Genomic DNA, 14,812 nt, shown 5'->3' with positions numbered 1-14,812 from the left:
CGCTCAGATGTCGCGGCGGGTGAACGACAGCGCGGCCAGCCCGCCGATGAGCACCAGCCACACCACCACCCAGACCAGGTAGGCCGGGCTCAGCGGGGCGATGGACAGGAACGGCGAGCCCTCGAAGCCGAACGCGCCGAGGGCCGTGGCGTCCTGGAAGGCGTGCATCGCGCCGCGCCACAGCCCGTCGGTGGGCAGCAGCACCCGCGACACCACCCCGACCCGGGCGACGCCGTCGTTGCCGATGACCTCCCCGACGCTGCCGACCACCCCGGCCACCCACGTGGCGCCGAACAGCCCGACGGCGACGATGCCCGACGCCATGGGCGAGATCGCGGTGGCCAGCAGCAGCGCCAGCGTCATCAGCACCGTCGTCTGCGCGGCGAGCAGCAGCAGCCCGGTGACCGGGTCCGGGGGCCAGTAGTCGACGGCCCACCGGACGACGAGGAACTGCGCGAACCCGGCGACGAGCACGTAGCCGGTGCCGAAGGCGACCAGCCCCAGCCACTTGCCGAGCAGGACGGTGGTGCGGTGCACCGGCCGGGCGAGGATCGACAGCGCCTGGCCGGACTCGACCTCCCCGGACAGCGTCGGCCCGGCCAGGAAGGCGGTGCCGAGGGCGGCGATGAGGCTGTAGCCGAACATCACCAGGTTGAGCAGCTGGGAGGCGAACAGCCGGGCCTCGCCGCTGGTCAGCGCGCCGAACTCCGGGTCGACCGTGGCCAGGCGGGAGAAGCCCCACGCCGAGAGCGCCAGCAGCGCGACGGTGAGCGCCCCGAGGGCGCGCAGCACCTTGCGGCGGGCGGCCTCGCGCAGCGTCAGCCCGGCCAGGGTCAGGACCGTCATGCGTGCTCCTCCCGCAGGATGCCCAGCAGCCGCTCCTCGAGGCTGATCCGGACCGGCTCGACCGCGTGCACCTGCACGCCCAGGCCCACCAGGTCGGCGACCAGCCGGGGCACCGTGGCGCCGTCGTCGTCGGCGGGCAGGGCGACGGTGACCTCGGTGCCGGCGCGGCTGGTGGCGCCGGTGGCGGCCAGCCGGGCCTCGGCGGCGGGGGTGAGCCCGGTCAGGCGCAGCTTGAGCTCGCGCTGGCCGAGCAGCTCGGCCAGCGACCCGGCGGCGGCGACCCGGCCGCGGTCGAGGATGACCACCCGGTCGCACACCCGCTCGACCTCGCCGATCAGGTGGGAGTTGAGCAGCACCGCGACGCCGCGCTCGCGCAACGACAGCACGGTGTCGCGGACGTCGACCCGCCCCAGCGGGTCCAGCGCGCTGGTCGGCTCGTCGAGGACGACCAGCTCCGGCCGGGCCACCAGCGCCACGGCGAGCCCCAGCCGCTGCTGCATGCCCTTGGAGAAGCCGCCCACCCGGTCACCGGCGCGCTCGGCCAGCCCGACGCGGGCGAGCACCTCGCGCTGCTCGGCGGCGGGGACGGCCGCGCCGGCCAGCCGCACGTGCAGCGCGAGGACCTCCGCGGCGCTCAGCCACGGCTGGTAGCGGAACAGCTCGGGCAGGTAGCCGACCCGCTCGCGGGCCCGCGGGTCGCGGCCGGGCCGGCCCAGCAGCAGCACCTCGCCGGCGTCGGGCCGCACCAGCCCGAGCAGCATCTTGATGACGCTGGTCTTGCCGGCGCCGTTGGGCCCGAGCAGGCCGACGACCTCGCCGCGGCCCACGGTGAAGGACACGCCGTCGACGGCGGTGCGCCGGCCGTACCGCTTGCGCAGTCCCGAGCACCACACCGCCGGGGACGGCGGCAGCTGCGCGAGCAGCTCCCGTCCGGCCCCGGCGACGTCCGCGGTGCTCCCGGTGCTCAGCGCAGCCCCCGCGCCACGGCGAGGACCTCGTCCTCGCCCAGCGAGCCGGCGACCGCGGTGACCACGCCGTCCTCGACCCACACGACGCCGGCCAGGGCGCCGTCGCGGCTGGCCAGCAGCGTGGCCTCGTGCCCGTCCACGTCGGCGGTCGACGTCGTGGCGAGCTCGGCGGGCACGGGCAGCGGCAGGGTCGTGCCCGTGCCGCTGAAGCCCTGCAGCTGCGCGGCCAGGTCGGCGGGGAAGCCGGGCAGGGACAGCAGGTAGTCGCGGGCGGTGTCGAACGGGACGCCGGAGGCGTAGGCGGTGGGCGCGGTGGCCCGGCCGACGACGAGCGCGGGCACCCCGCGGGCCTCGGACCACACCGCGGCCACCCCGGGGCCGGCCTGCAGCCGGAACGTGGCGCCGTCGAGGCCGGGCGGCGGGGGCGGGAGGGTCGCGCCGGCCGCGGCGGCGGCCTGCGCGGCCCGGTCGGCGGAGAAGGTGAACTCCGCGACCGCCTGGCCCCCGACGGTGTAGCGCGGCTCGCCGGTGACCCCGGCGGGGAGCGTGTCGACCTGCGGCACGTCGAGGCCGGTGGCCTGCTGCGCGGCGTCGGCGTCGGGGACCTCGCGGACGTCGGGGTCGGAGACGACCACCAGCTCGCCGTAGGCCGACAGGTCCGGCAGCGCGACCAGGTCGGTGCCGCTCACCGGGACGGCGGCGACCTCCTCGGTGCGGAACACCTGCAGCCAGTCGGCGGCCGCGGCCGCGCCCGCCCCGCCGAGGACGACGACCACGCCGACCGCGGCGACGACGGGGCTGCGCAGCGCCGCGCGCCACCGGCCGGGCCGGGCGGGGGCGGGCGCGGGTGCACGGCCGCGGGTCCCGGCGTCGACCGCGGCCGACAGCCGCCGCCAGGCGCCGTCGACATCGGGGGCGGCCGGGAGGGCGGTGGCGGGGGTGAGCGCGGCACCGGTGACGGCGGCGTCGGCGCGGGCCCCGGCCAGGCTGTCGAGGCACGCCGCGCAGCCGGCGACGTGCGCGCGGTCGGCGTCGGGGACCCCGGCGGGCTCGTCGACGAGCCGGCGCAGGGTGCCGGCGGTGGGGTGACGGTCAGCGAACAGGGGCACGGCGGGTCAACTCCTCGCGAAGGGCGGACTCGGCGCGCCGCACGGTGGTGCCGACGCTGCCGGGGGAGAGGTCGAGGGCGGCGGCCACGTCGGCGTAGGACAGGCCGCTGTGGCGCAGGACGAGGGCGACGGCCTGCCGGCGGGGCAGCCGGGCGAGCGCGGCCCGGACCCGGCTGCGCTCCTCGCGGACGAGGACGTCGTCGGCGACGTCGGGGACGGGCCGGTGACCGTCGGCGGCGGCCTCCTCCCGGGCGGCGCGGCGGCGGCCCGAGCGGAGGTGGTTGAGCGCGGTGTGCGCCGCGGCGACGGCGAGCCAGCCCGGGGCCTCCGCGGCCGGCACCGCCGAGCGGGCGAAGGAGAGGAACACCTCCTGGGCGACGTCCTCGGCCTCGTCCCGGGAGCCGAGCACGCGGGCGGCGACGGCGACCACGGCCGGGTAGCCGGTGCGGAAGACCTGCTCGAGGTCGGCCCGGACGGCACCTCGCGGACCTGCCACGGCGGTGTCCCCCCGCTCGGTGTCCCCCCGGCCGGGCCGGCCGCGGGCGGCCCCGCGGGCCGCCGCGGTCCCGAGCGCGGCCACCGGTCCCTGGCTCACGACGTCCACACCCCTACAGCACCGCCGGGCCCGCGGATGTGACACCGGCGGTGCCGCGGGGGTGGCCGCCCCCGCCCGCTCAGCCCGGCACGGCCTCGACGACGGCCATCATGCCGCCGTCCTCGTGGTCGCTGATGTGGCAGTGGGCCAGCGTGCGGCCCGGGAAGTCGGTGAAGGGGATGCGGACGGTCAGCTCGCCGCCGGCGCGGACCAACACGACGTCCTGCCGCTCCACCGCGGTCACCGGCCGGCCGTCCTCGGCGACCACCTGCACCGGCCACACGTGCAGGTGCATCGGGTGGTCCATGCCCGAGCGGTTCACCCAGGTCCACTCCTCGACCGTGCCGAGCCGGACGACGTGGTCGGTGCGCGCCGGGTCGAAGGAGCGGCCGTCGATCGAGGCGATGGCGTGCCCGCCGCCGTCACCGCCGGCGCCGTCACCGCCGCTGTCGTCGTGGCCCTCGTGCCCGTCGTCGGCCCGCCCGCCCGGCGCGCCCATCCCGAGCACCAGCCGGCGGCGCGCCACCGGCTCCACCGCGCGCAGGTCCGCGGGGAGCGCGATGGGCGGCACCGGCGGGAGGGCGGGGACGGGGGCGCCGGCGACCTGCAGGGTGGCCAGCACGCCGGGTGCCGCCGACGGCCCGTCGCCGCGCCGCATCCGGGGGAAGGGCAGCCCGGTGAGCTCGCTGGTGCCCGCGGTGGTGGTGACCAGCAGGTCGGCCCGGCCGCCGGGGAGGACGTCGACCTGCTCGACCGGCCGCGGCTCGGGGAGGCGGCCGCCGTCGACGGCCAGCAGGGCCAGCTGCTGGCCGTCGAGCCGCAGCCGCAGGAAGCGCGACGCGCACGCGTTGACGACCCGCCACCGCTCCCGCGCGCCCGGCGGCGCGCTCAGCACCGGCTGCAGCTGCCCGTCGACCAGGACCAGCTCGCCCTCCCGGCCGCGGAAGCGTTCCGCCGTCGAGACGGCCACCGGGTGCCCGGACGCGTCGAGGGTGGTGTCGGACACGACGAGCACCCGGTCGCGGGTCACCGGCACCTCCTCGGGGTCCTCGACGACGATCGCGCCGAACAGGCCGCCCCACAGCTGGTCGGTGACCAGGTGGTGCTCGTGCGGGTGGTACCAGTACGTGCCCGGCGGGTGGCCGCCGGGCACCGCGATGTCGTAGTCGAAGGACTCCCCGGGCAGCAGGTGCACGGTGAGGGTGTTGTCGGCGTTGCCCGAGGGCGAGACGTGCAGGCCGTGGGTGTGCAGGTTGGTCGGCACGGCGAGCCGGTTGACCAGCTGGACCTGCAGCCGGTCCCCGGGGCGCAGCCGCAGGGTCGGCCCCGGCACGGTCCCGGCATAGGTGAGCAGCCGGGCCCGCCGGCCGCCGACGGTCACCGTGGTCTCGGCGACCTCCAGCCGGGTGCGCAGCACCCCGTCCTGGCTGGACAGCGTCGGCGGCTCGGCCAGCGGGTCACCGCCGGCGGGCACCGGGCCGCCCGGGGCGGCGGGCCGCGCCCAGGCCGTGCCGCCCAGCGAGGCGCCGAGCAGGCCCAGCCCGCCGAGCTGCAGGGCGCGCCGGCGGGTCAGCCGCAGCGGCCCGGGTGGCGGCTCGGCACCGGGCGCGGGATCCGTCGAGGGGGTGCTGGTCATGGCCGCGCCCTCCGGGTGGTCGCGGAGGCGTTCCGGCCGGGCCGGGACGCAGCGGGACCCGGTGCGCGGGGGACCGCCCGGGCCCGCCGGCGCCGGTGGCCGTCGGCTTCGGCGTGCTGCCGGATGCTAGCCCCGGGGACGGCCGTCCGGAGGCGTCGCCGCCGCACCGGCAGGGCGGGTCAGCGCGCTCGGGTCAGCGGGCTCGGGTCAGCGGGCTCGGGTCAGCGGGCGTCGAACAGGACCACCTCGTCGGGCCGCGCGGAGAACGGGTTGGCCCACGCCGAGGCCGTGCCGGTGATCGGCTGGGCGTCGGTGACCACCACGTGCGCCCGCCCCGGGTAGATGGCGAGCACCCGGGCGGGGTCGGTGAGCGTCTGCGTGTGCTCGACGAGCTCGCCGCGCCGCAGCGAGGACGTCGTGCGCTCCCCGCGCAGCTCCTCGCCGACCCGCGCCGCCCACCGGGCGCCGTCCTGGGTGAACCCGATCGACCGCACCCGCTCACCCGGGGGCGCGGGCTCGCAGCCGGCGAACTCGGCCAGCGCCTCGTAGAGGCGCTCGGCCTGGTCGTCGTCGGTGGCGCGGGGGAGGAAGAAGGCGGTCACGCCGGCGATCCTGCCCGCCGGCACCGACGCTCCGGGGTCAGCCGGCCCGCTCGGCGGCCAGGTCGGCGAAGGTGGTCCGCAGCTCGCGCTTGAGGATCTTGCCGCTGGCGTTCTTGGGCAGCGCGTCGACGACGGTGACGTGCCGCGGCGTCTTGAACCCGGCCAGCCGCTCGCGGCAGAAGGCGACGAGCTCGTCGGGGTCGGCCCGCTGCCCCTCCCGCACGACGACGGCGGCGGCCACGGCCTCGATCCACCGCGGGTGCGGGATGCCGAAGACGGCGACCTCGGCGACCGCCGGGTGCTGGTAGAGCACCTCCTCCACCTCCCGGCTGGCGACGTTCTCCCCGCCGGTCTTGATGACGTCCTTCTTGCGGTCGACGATCGTGGTGTAGCCGTCGGCGTCCATGACGCCGAGGTCGCCGCTGTGGAACCAGCCGTCGCGGAAGGCCTCGGCGGTCTTGTCCGGGTCGTTCCAGTAGCCGGCGGTGGCGTGCGGGCTGCGGTGCACGATCTCGCCCTCGACGCCGGGGCCGACCGGCGCGCCGAGGTCGTCGACGATCCGCGTCTCGCTGTTGATCACCGCCGTGCCGGCCGAGCCGGGCTTGCGCAGCTGGTCCTCCGGGGACAGCACCAGCGCCAGCGCCGACATCTCCGTCTGCCCGTAGAAGTTGAACAGCGCCATGCCCGGCAGCCGGCGGCGCAGCTCCTCCACCACGGCCACCGGCATGATCGACGCCCCGTAGTAGCCCTTGGCCAGCGTGGACAGGTCGCGGCGGTCGAAGTCGGGGGAGCGCAGCAGCCCGATCCACACCGTCGGCGGGCAGAACAGGCTGGTGATCCGCTCCCGCTCGATCGCGGCCAGGACGGCGGCGGGGTCGGGGCCCTCGAGGACGACGTTGGTGCCGCCCAGGTACAGGTTCGGGTTGAGGAAGCAGTGCTGGGCGGCGACGTGGAACAGCGGCAGCGCGTGCAGGGCGACGTCGTCGGCGGCGTACCGGCCGCCGACGATGCAGCTGACGTACTGGCTGACCAGGCTGCGGCTGGTCATCATGACGCCCTTGGGGCGGGACTCGGTGCCGCTGGTGTACATCAGCTGCAGGACGTCGTCGTCGGCCACCGGCACCTGCGGGGGAGTGGCGTCGGGGTGCGCCGCCCAGGTCTCGTACGCCTCCCAGCCCTCGGGCGGCTGCGCGCCGTCGCCGGGGCGGCCGCCCAGCACGCCGCGCACGCGCACCCCGTCGGCCCGGCCGGCCAGCTCGATCGCCTCCCGCGCGACCGGCAGCAGCGCGGCCTCGGCGACGACGCCGACGGCCTCGGCGTGCCCGAGGACGTAGGCGATCTCGGTGGCCTGCAGCATGAAGTTCACCGGGACGGCGATGGCGCCGAGGCGGGCCAGGGCGAAGGTCAGCACGACGTAGCCGTCGTCGTTGTGCGACAGCAGCGCCACCCGGTCGCCCCGGCCGATCCCGCGCGCGGTCAGGGCGTTGGCGGTGCGGTCGACGACGGTGTCGAGCTCGGCGTAGGTGTGGCTGCGGTCGCGGAAGCGCAGCGCCGTCTTCCCGGGTGTGCGCGCGGCGGAGCGGTGCAGCAGGTCGCCCAGGGCGTGCCGGCGCGCCCGCGCGATCGTGCCGGTGAGGTCGTCGTCGAACACGGGAGCTCCTTCGGTCCGGGGTGCCGGGTGTAGCAGCCGCCGGCACCCGGCGTCGAGAGGCACCGCAGGTCCCCTCCCGGGGAGCGCCGGAGGTCCCCTCCCGGGTGGCGCCGGGCCACCCGATCGGGTCCGATCGAGGAGAACCGCGGCGACTCGTATCACCGAGTGGTCACGGTCGCGCCCGTCCTGGCCGCTCCGTCTTGACCTGCGGCCTATCGTTCCGCCGCATGTGGGACACATCACTCCCGGTAGCCCCGTGCTGAGCATCGACTCACTGCGCGTCACCTACGGCGGCGCGGTGGAGGCGGTCCGCGGGGTGTCGATGGAGGTCCGCGACGGCTCGGTCGTCGCCGTCCTGGGGAGCAACGGGGCCGGCAAGAGCACGCTGCTGCGCACGATCTCCGGCACGCTGCGGCTGCACCGGGGGCGGGTCGACGAGGGCACGGTGCGCTTCGAGGACACCGACCTCACCCGCCGCGACGCGGGCCAGATCGTCCGCCGGGGCGTGGTGCAGGTCCCCGAGGGACGGCGGATCTTCGGCCGGCTGACCGTCGAGGAGAACCTGCGGGCCGGGGGCATGGGCAACCGCGACCGCGCCGCCAAGGCCCGCGCGGTCACACGCGTGCACGACCTGTTCCCGGTGCTGCGCGAGCGGGCCGGGCAGCGCGCGGGCCTGCTGTCGGGCGGGGAGCAGCAGATGCTGGCCATCGGCCGGGCGCTGATGGCCAGCCCCAAGCTGCTCCTGCTCGACGAGCCCTCGCTGGGCCTGGCCCCCCGCGTGATCGGCCAGATCGGCGAGGTGGTCGCCGAGATCAACCGCCAGGGGACGGCGGTGCTGCTGGTGGAGCAGAACGCGACGATGGCCCTCGGGGTCGCCGACCACGCCTACGTCCTCGACGTCGGCCGGGTGTCGCTGGCCGGTGACGCGCGCGAGCTGGCCCAGACCGACGAGGTGCAGCGGCTCTACCTGGGCCACACCGGCGAGGCCGGGCCCGCGCAGCGCACCGAGCAGGCGTCCCGGCGCACCCTGTCGCGGTGGACGGCGTGAGCGGCGCCCACCGGGCGGCCGCGGGCGCCCGCGACACCACGACCCGGTCCGACGTCCCGCCGGTCGAGGTCGACGGCGTCAGCGTCGCCTTCGGCGCCATCAAGGCCCTCAACGACGTGTCGTTCACCGTCGCCCCCGGCACGATCCACGCCGTCATCGGGCCCAACGGCGCGGGCAAGTCGACGCTGTTCAACGTGCTCTCCGGCGTCTACCGGGCCACCGCGGGGGAGGTCCGGTTCGGCGACGCGCGGCTGAGCGCGATGCGGCCCTTCCAGATCGCCGGTGTCGGCGTCGCCCGCGCCTTCCAGAACATCGCGCTGTCCGGCGCGCAGACCGTCGCCGAGAACCTCATGCTCGGCCGCCACCACCTCACGAAGGCCGGCTTCCTCTCCTCGGGCCTGCGGCTGCCCCGTGCCACCCGGGAGGGGAGGGTGCACGGCGAGCGGATCCGCGAGATCGCGGAGTTCCTCGACCTCGGCGACAAGCTGCACACCCCGGTCGGCGTGCTGTCCTACGGCGACCAGAAGCGGGTCGAGGTGGCCCGCGCGCTGTGCATCGAGCCGCGGCTGCTGCTGCTCGACGAGCCGGTCGCCGGCATGAACGCCCAGGAGACCGACCGGATGGCCGACTCCATCCGCGAGATCCGCGCGGCCCTGGGCATCTCGGTGATCCTCGTCGAGCACGACATGGGGATGGTGATGTCGCTGGCCGACCGGGTGACCGTCCTCGACTTCGGCCGGCGCATCGCCGACGGCACCCCCGCCCAGGTGCAGTCCGACCCCGAGGTCATCCGCGCCTACCTCGGCTCGGGCACCGAGGACAACCCGGCCGACGCGGTCGCCGCAGCCCACACCCCCGAGCCGACGGAGCGCCAGCCGTGACCCAGTTCCTGTCCCTGCTGCTCAACGGCATCTCGCTGGGCGCGATCTACGCGCTCATCGCGCTGGGCTTCGTGATCATCTTCAAGGCCAGCGAGGTGGTGAGCTTCACCCACGGCTCGCTGCTGCTGCTCGGCGCCTACACGATGGCCCGGCTCGCCGACCCGATCGGCTTCCTCCCCGCCGTGCTCGTCGGGATCGTCGTCACGGCCCTGGCGGCGTTCCTCATCGAGCGGCTGGTCATCAACCGGCTGCGCGGCGCCCCGGTGATCAGCCTAGCCATCGTCACCATCGGCGTCGACATCATCCTGCTCACCGAGCTCATCCGGCGGATCGGCCCGGACATCCTCAACGTGCCGCACCCGTGGGGCGGGGACTCGGTGCGCATCGGCGGCGTCGGCATCAGCGAGAACCGGCTGATCGCGATGGGCGTCGCCGGGGTCCTGATCATCGCGTTCTTCGTCGCCTTCAAGTACTCCAGCTGGGGCGTGGCCATGCGCGCCTCGGCCGAGGACGGCGAGGCCGCCGCGCTCATGGGCATCCGGCAGGGCCGGGTCTCCGCGCTGGCCTGGATCGTCGCCGGCGTCCTCGCCGCGGTGGCCGCGCTGTTCCTCGTCGGCGCCCCCACCCCCGGCGTGAGCGCGGCGGCCTACACGGTCGCGCTGCGCGCCTTCCCCGCGGCGATCCTCGGCGGCCTGGACTCCACCGGCGGCGCCCTGGTGGGCGGCCTGCTCATCGGCATCACCGAGGCGATGGCGGCCGGCTACCAGGACCAGCTGTCCTTCCTCGGCCGCGGGTTCGGCGAGGTCGCGCCCTACGTCGTCATGATCATCGTGCTGCTGGTCCGCCCCTCCGGCCTGTTCGGGACCAAGGAGCTGACACGTGTCTGACACCCTCTCCGCCCCGGCCGGCGCCACCCGCAGGACACCCTCGGCGGACGCGTCCGGCCCGGCCCGGTCGCCGATGCGGTTCCTCAAGCCCCTGCTGCTGGTGGCCGCCCTCGTCGTCCTGCTGGTCCTCCCGCTCTACGTCGAGGAGTTCTGGCTGCGCACCGGCTTCGCCGTCGCGGGGGCCATCGTGGGCGCCATCGGGCTGAACCTCCTGGTCGGCACCACCGGGCAGCTGTCGCTGGCGCACGCGTTCTTCCTCGCCGTCGGCGCGGTCAGCTACACCTACATCTCCGGGGAGTCCGGCGGGCTGGGCACCCGGGCGTCGCTGCGCGGGCTGGAGCTGCCGCCGATCGTCGGGATGGTCGTCGGCGTGCTGCTCGCCGGCGTCGCCGGGCTGCTGTTCAGCCCGATCGCGGCGCGGCTGCGCGGCATCTACCTCGGTGTCGCCTCGCTGGGCCTGGTGTTCATCGGCGTGCACGTGCTCAACACCTGGACCCCGGTCACCGGCGGGTTCAACGGCCGCTCGGTGCCGGAGTTCTCGCTGTTCGGGTTCACCTTCGGCAACAGCGACCCGCAGCTGTTCGTCCTCGGCGTCCCCTACCGGGAGGCCGAGCGGCTGTGGTACCTGGGCATCGTCCTGGCGCTGGCCGCCTACCTGTTCGCCCGCAACCTGCTGCGCAGCCGCCCGGGCCGGGCGCTGCAGACGCTGCGCGACAGCGAGGTCGCCGCCTCGGTCATGGGCGTGAACGTGCAGGCCTACAAGGCGCGGGTGTTCCTCGTCAGCTCCATGTACGCCGGGCTGTCGGGCGTGATGTACGCGCTGTCGATCGGCAGCATCGCGCCGGAGTCCTTCGGGCTGACCGTCTCGATCCTCTACTTGGCGATGATCGTCCTCGGGGGGCTCGGCTCGGTGGCCGGCGCGGCCCTGGGCGCGGCGTTCGTGACCGCCCTGCCGCTGGTGTTCCAGCAGTTCGCCGACGTCCTGCCGCTGGTCAGCGCCCCCGGCGAGGGCGGCATCTCCGCCGGCATCGCCGCGCGCTACCTGTTCGGCCTGGCGATCGTCCTGGTCATCCTCTTCGAGCCCGGCGGCCTGGCCGGGTTCGCCAACCGCTTCCGCCACCGGGGTCGCAGACCCGGCCGCGGATCACCGGGCGCCTCCCCGCGCTCGTCCGGCGGCCCCTCCCCGGGCGCCGGTCCCGGCACCACCGTCCCGTCCGATCCACCAGCGCAAGGGAGCAGCACCAGATGAGAGCAGGTAAGCGTCTGCGGGGGGCCACCGTCCTGGCCGCCGTCGCCGTGGTCGCGGTCAGCGGCTGCAGCACCCGGGCCGAGGACAGCGGCGGCGGCGGTGGCGGCGGCGGCGGGGGCGGTGGCGGCGAGGACGTCGCCACCGACGTCGGCGTCGAGGGCAGCACCATCCGGCTCGGCGTGCTGACCGACCTGACCGGCGTCTTCGCCGCGCTCGGCACGGACATCACCAACGGCAACACGCTGTACTGGCAGGACAACCAGGTCTGCGACACCTACGACGTCGAGCTCGACGTCCAGGACACGAACTACGTGCCGCAGAACGGCGTACAGCTCTACAGCGCCATGGAGCCCAACGTCCTGGCCATGCAGCAGACCATCGGGTCGCCGATCAACACCGCGCTCGCGCCGGAGTACGAGGCCGACCAGATCGTCAACTTCCCGTCGGCGTGGGCGCGCACGCTCACCGAGATCCCCGGCACCGGCGTGCTGGGGGCCACCTACGACGTCGAGCTGGCCAACGGCTACCAGTACCTCTTCGACCAGGGGCTGCTGCAGGACGGCGCCACCGTCGGGCACATCTACTTCGAGGGCGAGTACGGGGAGAACGGCCTGGCCGGCACCCGCGCCGTCGCGGAGGCCCGCGGGCTCAACGTGATCGAGGCGCAGATCAAGTCCACCGACCAGGACATGTCCGCGCAGGTCACCCAGTTCGCCGCCGAGGGCGTCGACGCGATCGTGCTGACCGTGGCGCCCGCCCAGACCGCCTCGGCGGCCGCGGTGGCGCAGGCGGCCGGCCTCGACGTGCCGATCCTGGGCAGCAACCCGGTGTTCGCGCCGGGCCTGCTGCAGGGCCCCTCGGCGCAGTGGCTCAAGGACCACCTGTACGTGGCCTCGCCGATCACCGCCTGGCAGGCCCAGCCCGAGCTGCTCGAGCAGTACGAGGCCGCCTACCCCAACACCACGCCCAGCCTGGGCGCGATCTTCGGGTACGCGATGGGTGACGTCATGAACCAGGTGCTCGACGCGGCCTGCGAGAGCGGCGACCTCACCCGCGAGGGCGTCACCGCCGCCTTCTCGGAGCTCTCCGACGTCGACACCGGTGGCCTGCTGGTGCCGATCAACGCGTTCGAGACGGGGGTGTCGCCGAGCACGGAGAGCTTCATCCTGCGCCCGGCCGACGCGCCCGGCGGCGCCGAGGTCGTCCAGGAGGCCTTCGAGGGCGAGCTGGCCGCCGACCTCGCCGGCGGGGAGTAGTAGAAGGGCCACCCTTCCCCCCACGCCTCGCTCCGCTCGGCGCGGGCCCCTGGAGGGTGGCCGTTCCGGCACCTCACCACCGGCGCTCCTCCTCCCGGGGAGGGGCGCCGGTGGCGCGTCCGGGGCCGGTCGGACGGGACCGCTCAGCCCAGGACGGGCAGCTCCAGCCACGACGGGTGCGCCGCGTCGTGGAACACCGTGAACCGGCACGGCCGGCCGGTGGTTGCCGTGGCGAACGGCTCGCCGGTGCCGTGGTTGCGCGCGAACCGGGGGAACGCGCCCCCGGCGACGTGCACCCGCAGCCGGTGCCCGGCCCGGAAGCGGTAGGCGGTGGGGAACAGCTCGACGTCGACGGCGAGCACCCCGTCGGCCCCGACGGCGACGTCGGCGGCGGGGACGCTGCCGGGGTCCAGCCGGCGGATGCCGTCGACGACGTTGCGCGAGACCCCCGCCGGGTCGACGTCGCACAGCCGGACGACCAGGTCGGCGTGCGGCAGGTCGGGGCGCACGTGGACGCGGGCGCGCACGGGCCCGGCGACGTCGACGTCGGCGTCGAGCACCGGGCCGGTGAAGACGAGGACGTCGTCGCGGGCCTCGACGGCGCGCTGGTCGGCCTGCTTGCCCGGCCGCTCGAGCAGCGGGCCGCCGGCGCTCGGCGTGGGGTCGGCGGGGTCGTGGGTGAACCGGCCGGGCGGCTCGTCGCCCGGCTCGGCGGTCAGCCCGCCGCCGGCGCGCAGGTGGTGCCGCACCGCCCGGCTGTCCGGCGGCGGCCACGACGGTGACTCCAGCCAGGTCCCGGCCTGCTGCAGGTACAGCCGCACCGGCGCCCCCCGCGGTGCCGGGCCGCCCCGTAGGTGGTGGTCGAGCCAGGTCACGTCGCTGCGCAGCGCCGCCCGCAGCTCGCCGGGCTCGCCGTGGATCCAGGGGCCGACGACGATGCGCGCCGGGACGCCGGCGGCGTGCAGCCGGGCGAGGTCGGCGAGCTGCGCGGCGGCGAAGAGGTCCCACCAGCCGGTGACCATGCTGACCGGGGGCATGCGGCCGAGGTCGGCGCGGTCGTGGTCGGCGACGTCCCAGAACGGGTCCCCGGGGGCGGCGTGCGCGGTGAAGTCGCGCCAGAAGGGCACCGGCGCGCCGACCGCGGCGGTGTCGGCGGCCTGCAGCGGCAGCAGCCGCAGCGCCCGCTCCACGCGGGCCCGCAGCAGGGGCCGCAGCAGCGGTGCGGGCAGCCCGCCGGCCTCCTGGCGGCCGATGGCCACCGACCACCGCAGCGCGTTCTCCAGCCCGGGGGCGCCGTGGTCGTAGAAGGCCGCGGTGATCCGCGCGGCGGTGACGTGCGGCGAGACGGCCACCAGGGGCGGGTCGGCGTAGGGCGCCACCGCCCACTGGGTGTGGCCGAAGTAGCTCGCGCCGGTCATCGCCACCCGGCCGTCGCACCACGGCTGCGCGCGCAGCCAGGCGAGGGTGGCCAGGCCGTCGTCGTGCTCGGTGGTGAACGGCCGGAAGTGCCCGCCGGAGCCGAAGGTGCCGCGGGTGGACTGCACGAACACCTGGAACCCGCGCCGGGCGTAGGGCGCGGCGAAGGCGTGCGCGAACACCCCCGCCCGGCCGTAGGGCAGCCGGACGAGCACGACCGGCAGCGGGCCGGCCTCGGCCGCGGGGCGGTAGTGGTCACCCAGCAGCGTCACCCCGTCGGGCATCGGGACGGCGAGGTCACGCGCCACGGTGTAGGCCGTGGCCCGCAGCGGCAGGCCCAGCGCCGCGTCGGCCAGCAGCCCGCCCAGCCTGCCCGGTGCGCCCACGCCCCGTCCTCCCGCCGCCGGTGCGGCCCGGTCACCGGGCCCTCGCCCACCGTGCCAGGGCCGCCCGGCGGGCGCCCGCTCACCGCATGGGGCGGGGCGGTGGCACCGGCTCCTCGATGCGGTTCCAGCTGTGGTGGCTGTAGACGGTCTTGTTGCCGCGGGCGTCGTAGACGACGAGGTGGCCGGTGGCGGTGAAGCTGAACCGGGCGGCGTCGTCGTAGCGGAGCACCTCGCCGTCGGTCCGGTGCAGGTCGAAGGCCATGCCGGAGCGTGGCACGACCG

The 14,812-nt window shown here is 76.0% G+C and carries 14 protein-coding genes; 5 read left to right on the top strand and 9 right to left on the bottom strand.

Annotation, left to right across the window (positions count from 1 at the left end; translation table 11 throughout):
- Positions 1-3 precede the first annotated feature (3 nt).
- From CHC04_RS10705 to CHC04_RS10675, 7 genes are all read right to left on the bottom strand, one after another.
- The gene (locus tag CHC04_RS10705) at positions 4-846 is read right to left on the bottom strand and encodes an ABC transporter permease (protein WP_089403861.1); all 843 of its coding nucleotides are present in this window, start codon (positions 844-846) and stop codon (positions 4-6) included.
- The gene (locus CHC04_RS10700) at positions 843-1,739 is read right to left on the bottom strand and encodes an ABC transporter ATP-binding protein (protein ID WP_245817108.1); all 897 of its coding nucleotides are present in this window, start codon (positions 1,737-1,739) and stop codon (positions 843-845) included. Before CHC04_RS10700 ends, CHC04_RS10705 begins: the two co-directional genes overlap by 4 nt.
- Before the next feature lie 71 nt (positions 1,740-1,810).
- Positions 1,811-2,923 carry a hypothetical protein gene (locus CHC04_RS10695; RefSeq protein WP_245817107.1) on the bottom strand — a complete coding sequence of 371 codons (1,113 nt, stop codon included), beginning with the start codon at positions 2,921-2,923 and terminating at the stop codon, positions 1,811-1,813.
- The gene (locus tag CHC04_RS10690) at positions 2,907-3,518 is read right to left on the bottom strand and encodes a sigma-70 family RNA polymerase sigma factor (RefSeq protein ID WP_245817106.1); all 612 of its coding nucleotides are present in this window, start codon (positions 3,516-3,518) and stop codon (positions 2,907-2,909) included. Before CHC04_RS10690 ends, CHC04_RS10695 begins: the two co-directional genes overlap by 17 nt.
- A gap of 79 nt (positions 3,519-3,597) precedes the next feature.
- The gene (locus CHC04_RS10685) at positions 3,598-5,154 is read right to left on the bottom strand and encodes a multicopper oxidase family protein (RefSeq protein WP_089403860.1); all 1,557 of its coding nucleotides are present in this window, start codon (positions 5,152-5,154) and stop codon (positions 3,598-3,600) included.
- A gap of 221 nt (positions 5,155-5,375) precedes the next feature.
- Positions 5,376-5,756, bottom strand: a complete 381-nt coding sequence (locus tag CHC04_RS10680) for a hypothetical protein (protein ID WP_089403859.1) — start codon at positions 5,754-5,756, stop codon at positions 5,376-5,378.
- A 37-nt stretch (positions 5,757-5,793) separates the two neighbouring features.
- Entirely contained in the window at positions 5,794-7,407 is a 1,614-nt protein-coding gene (locus tag CHC04_RS10675; protein ID WP_089403858.1) for a fatty acyl-CoA synthetase, read from the bottom strand.
- 256 nt (positions 7,408-7,663) lie between these two features.
- Here CHC04_RS10675 and CHC04_RS10670 point away from each other — a divergent pair, with 256 nt between their 5' ends.
- From CHC04_RS10670 to CHC04_RS10650, 5 genes are read left to right on the top strand one after another with little or no spacing between them, the layout of a single operon-like run.
- Complete coding sequence (locus tag CHC04_RS10670) at positions 7,664-8,455, top strand: ABC transporter ATP-binding protein (RefSeq protein WP_089403857.1); 792 nt, start codon at positions 7,664-7,666, stop codon at positions 8,453-8,455.
- Positions 8,443-9,336, top strand: a complete 894-nt coding sequence (locus CHC04_RS10665) for an ABC transporter ATP-binding protein (protein WP_245817105.1) — start codon at positions 8,443-8,445, stop codon at positions 9,334-9,336. The genes CHC04_RS10670 and CHC04_RS10665 overlap by 13 nt, the downstream gene beginning before the upstream one ends.
- A complete protein-coding gene (locus CHC04_RS10660; RefSeq protein ID WP_089403856.1) occupies positions 9,333-10,223 on the top strand; it encodes a branched-chain amino acid ABC transporter permease in 891 nt (296 codons plus the stop codon). The genes CHC04_RS10665 and CHC04_RS10660 overlap by 4 nt, the downstream gene beginning before the upstream one ends.
- Positions 10,216-11,472: a branched-chain amino acid ABC transporter permease gene (locus CHC04_RS10655; RefSeq protein WP_089403855.1), complete on the top strand. Its 1,257-nt coding sequence runs from the start codon at positions 10,216-10,218 to the stop codon at positions 11,470-11,472. Before CHC04_RS10660 ends, CHC04_RS10655 begins: the two co-directional genes overlap by 8 nt.
- Entirely contained in the window at positions 11,469-12,728 is a 1,260-nt protein-coding gene (locus tag CHC04_RS10650; protein ID WP_089403854.1) for an ABC transporter substrate-binding protein, read from the top strand. Before CHC04_RS10655 ends, CHC04_RS10650 begins: the two co-directional genes overlap by 4 nt.
- Before the next feature lie 143 nt (positions 12,729-12,871).
- On the opposite strand, the gene CHC04_RS10645 is transcribed toward CHC04_RS10650, so the two are convergent.
- Both CHC04_RS10645 and CHC04_RS10640 read right to left on the bottom strand, forming a co-directional pair.
- Positions 12,872-14,530 carry a CocE/NonD family hydrolase gene (locus tag CHC04_RS10645; RefSeq protein ID WP_217897291.1) on the bottom strand — a complete coding sequence of 553 codons (1,659 nt, stop codon included), beginning with the start codon at positions 14,528-14,530 and terminating at the stop codon, positions 12,872-12,874.
- Between the two features lie 79 nt (positions 14,531-14,609).
- Entirely contained in the window at positions 14,610-14,792 is a 183-nt protein-coding gene (locus CHC04_RS10640; protein WP_089403853.1) for a hypothetical protein, read from the bottom strand.
- Positions 14,793-14,812 lie beyond the last annotated feature (20 nt).

This window comes from Geodermatophilus saharensis (assembly GCF_900188205.1).
Lineage (GTDB): Bacteria > Actinomycetota > Actinomycetes > Mycobacteriales > Geodermatophilaceae > Geodermatophilus > Geodermatophilus saharensis.
This window is presented reverse-complemented; position numbering and strand designations above follow the sequence as displayed.

Bases quoted from the DNA above. Each gene is read 5' to 3' on its own strand.
- CHC04_RS10705 (WP_089403861.1), bottom strand. From the start codon at position 846: ATGACGGTCCTGACCCTGGCCGGGCTGACGCTGCGCGAGGCCGCCCGC.
- CHC04_RS10685 (WP_089403860.1), bottom strand. From the start codon at position 5,154: ATGACCAGCACCCCCTCGACGGATCCCGCGCCCGGTGCCGAGCCGCCA.
- CHC04_RS10650 (WP_089403854.1), top strand. From the start codon at position 11,469: ATGAGAGCAGGTAAGCGTCTGCGGGGGGCCACCGTCCTGGCCGCCGTC.
- CHC04_RS10640 (WP_089403853.1), bottom strand. From the start codon at position 14,792: ATGGCCTTCGACCTGCACCGGACCGACGGCGAGGTGCTCCGCTACGAC.